Source organism: Kitasatospora sp. NPDC085464 (assembly GCF_044541955.1).
Lineage (GTDB): Bacteria > Actinomycetota > Actinomycetes > Streptomycetales > Streptomycetaceae > Kitasatospora.
The window spans coordinates 1,682-5,176 of record NZ_JBITTM010000106.1; the positions used below are offsets into that span (position 1 = coordinate 1,682).

2 rRNA genes (1 of these 2 running past the window's edge) are annotated in these 3,495 nt (G+C 58.3%); both read right to left on the reverse strand.

Annotated elements, in window-relative coordinates:
- Nucleotides 1-1,697, reverse strand: a 23S ribosomal RNA gene (locus ACIGG8_RS42640); it reaches 1,490 nt to the left of the window's first position.
- A 272-nt stretch (nt 1,698-1,969) separates the two neighbouring features.
- A 16S ribosomal RNA gene (locus ACIGG8_RS42645) occupies nt 1,970-3,493 on the reverse strand.
- The 16S and 23S rRNA genes sit together here, the layout of an rRNA operon.
- Between the last annotated feature and the right edge of the window lie 2 nt (nt 3,494-3,495).

The window sequence follows — 3,495 nt, forward strand, 5'->3', positions numbered from 1 at the left end:
GGCCTACACCCTTACCCCGGGACAACCACCGCCCGGGCTGGACTACCTTCCTGCGTCACCCCATCGCTCACCTACTACCCCGTCGGGTCACCGGCTCCACCACTTCCCTTTGCCCGAAGGCTCCAGGACGGCTTCACGGGCTTAGCATCAAGAGGTTCAGCGTTGGCGCTTCAAAGCGGGTACGGGAATATCAACCCGTTGTCCATCGACTACGCCTGTCGGCCTCGCCTTAGGTCCCGACTTACCCTGGGCAGATCAGCTTGACCCAGGAACCCTTGGTCAATCGGCGCAAGAGTTTCCCACTCTTGTATCGCTACTCATGCCTGCATTCTCACTCGTATACCGTCCACGACTGGTTTCCACCGCCGCTTCACCCGGCACACGACGCTCCCCTACCCATCACAGCAGGCGTTGGCCCTAATGCTGCAATGACACGACTTCGGTGATGTGCTTGAGCCCCGCTACATTGTCGGCGCGGAATCACTTGACCAGTGAGCTATTACGCACTCTTTCAAGGGTGGCTGCTTCTAAGCCAACCTCCTGGTTGTCTCTGCGACTCCACATCCTTTCCCACTTAGCACACGCTTAGGGACCTTAGTCGGTGTTCTGGGCTGTTTCCCTCTCGACCATGGAGCTTATCCCCCACAGTCTCACTGCCACGCTCTCACTTACCGGCATTCGGAGTTTGGCTAAGGTCAGTAACCCGGTGAGGCCCATCGCCTATCCAGTGCTCTACCTCCGGCAAGAAACACGTGACGCTGCACCTAAATGCATTTCGGGGAGAACCAGCTATCACGGAGTTTGATTGGCCTTTCACCCCTAACCACAGGTCATCCCCCAGGTTTTCAACCCTGGTGGGTTCGGTCCTCCACACGGTCTTACCCGCGCTTCAACCTGCCCATGGCTAGATCACTCCGCTTCGGGTCTTGGGCATGCAACTCAACCGCCCTATTCGGACTCGCTTTCGCTACGGCTACCCCACACGGGTTAACCTCGCTACACACCGCAAACTCGCAGGCTCATTCTTCAAAAGGCACGCAGTCACGGCCGTGATCCAAAGACCACGACGACGCTCCCACGGCTTGTAGGCACACGGTTTCAGGTACTATTTCACTCCGCTCCCGCGGTACTTTTCACCATTCCCTCACGGTACTATCCGCTATCGGTCACCAGGGAATATTTAGGCTTAGCGGGTGGTCCCGCCAGATTCACACGGGATTTCTCGGGCCCCGTGCTACTTGGGAGATGAGCAAGCAAGCCGTACAGATTTCGTCTACGGGGGTCTTACCCTCTACGCCGGACCTTTCGCATGTCCTTCGACTACCCATACGGTTTCTGACTCGCCCAGCCGCCGGCAGACGACTGAAGCTCATTCCCACAACCCCACTACGGCAACCCCTGCCGGGTCTCACACCACAATGGTTTAGCCTCATCCAGTTTCGCTCGCCACTACTCCCGGAATCACGGTTGTTTTCTCTTCCTGCGGGTACTGAGATGTTTCACTTCCCCGCGTTCCCTCCACACTGCCTATGTGTTCAGCAGCGGGTGACAGCCCATGACGACTGCCGGGTTTCCCCATTCGGACACCCCCGGATCAAAGCTCGGTTGACAGCTCCCCGGGGCCTATCGTGGCCTCCCACGTCCTTCATCGGTTCCTGGTGCCAAGGCATCCACCGTGCGCCCTTAAAAACTTGGCCACAGATGCTCGCGTCCACTGTGCAGTTCTCAAACAACGACCAGTCACACACCCTCGACAACCCAACCGGGCTACCTCAAGTGAGGCCGGCACTGAGACAACGGTCAACCGTTCCCTCAGGACCCAACAACGTGCCCGACACAGTCAAAACCAGAACGCGTTCCACGCCGAAGCAGTACTAACCACTGGTCTCTTCCTGTGCCGAATAGTCAACGTTCCACCCATGAGCGAGCACTCCGGGACATTCGCCCGAAGCTGCTGTGTGCTCCTTAGAAAGGAGGTGATCCAGCCGCACCTTCCGGTACGGCTACCTTGTTACGACTTCGTCCCAATCGCTGGTCCCACCTTCGACGGCTCCTCCCCTTACGGGTTAGGCCACCGGCTTCGGGTGTTACCGACTTTCGTGACGTGACGGGCGGTGTGTACAAGGCCCGGGAACGTATTCACCGCAGCATGCTGATCTGCGATTACTAGCAACTCCAACTTCATGGGGTCGAGTTGCAGACCCCAATCCGAACTGAGGCCGGCTTTTTGGGATTCGCTCCGCCTCGCGGCATCGCAGCCCTTTGTACCGACCATTGTAGCACGTGTGCAGCCCAAGACATAAGGGGCATGATGATTTGACGTCGTCCCCACCTTCCTCCGAGTTGACCCCGGCAGTCTCCTGTGAGTCCCCATCACCCCGAAAGGCATGCTGGCAACACAGAACAAGGGTTGCGCTCGTTGCGGGACTTAACCCAACATCTCACGACACGAGCTGACGACAACCATGCACCACCTGTATACCGACCACAAGGGGGCACCCATCTCTGGATGTTTCCGGCATATGTCAAGCCTTGGTAAGGTTCTTCGCGTTGCGTCGAATTAAGCCACATGCTCCGCTGCTTGTGCGGGCCCCCGTCAATTCCTTTGAGTTTTAGCCTTGCGGCCGTACTCCCCAGGCGGGGAACTTAATGCGTTAGCTGCGGCACCGACGACGTGGAATGTCGCCAACACCTAGTTCCCAACGTTTACGGCGTGGACTACCAGGGTATCTAATCCTGTTCGCTCCCCACGCTTTCGCTCCTCAGCGTCAGTAATGGCCCAGAGATCCGCCTTCGCCACCGGTGTTCCTCCTGATATCTGCGCATTTCACCGCTACACCAGGAATTCCGATCTCCCCTACCACACTCTAGCCTGCCCGTATCGAATGCAGACCCGGGGTTAAGCCCCGGGCTTTCACATCCGACGCGACAGGCCGCCTACGAGCTCTTTACGCCCAATAATTCCGGACAACGCTCGCACCCTACGTATTACCGCGGCTGCTGGCACGTAGTTAGCCGGTGCTTCTTCTGCAGGTACCGTCACTTGCGCTTCTTCCCTGCTGAAAGAGGTTTACAACCCGAAGGCCGTCATCCCTCACGCGGCGTCGCTGCATCAGGCTTTCGCCCATTGTGCAATATTCCCCACTGCTGCCTCCCGTAGGAGTCTGGGCCGTGTCTCAGTCCCAGTGTGGCCGGTCGCCCTCTCAGGCCGGCTACCCGTCGTCGCCTTGGTAGGCCATTACCCCACCAACAAGCTGATAGGCCGCGGGCTCATCCTGCACCGCCGGAGCTTTCCACCAACCCCCATGCAGAGGAAGGTCATATCCGGTATTAGACCCCGTTTCCAGGGCTTGTCCCAGAGTGCAGGGCAGATTGCCCACGTGTTACTCACCCGTTCGCCACTGATCCACCCCGAAGGGCTTCACCGTTCGACTTGCATGTGTTAAGCACGCCGCCAGCGTTCGTCCTGAGCCAGGATCAAACTCTCCGTGAATG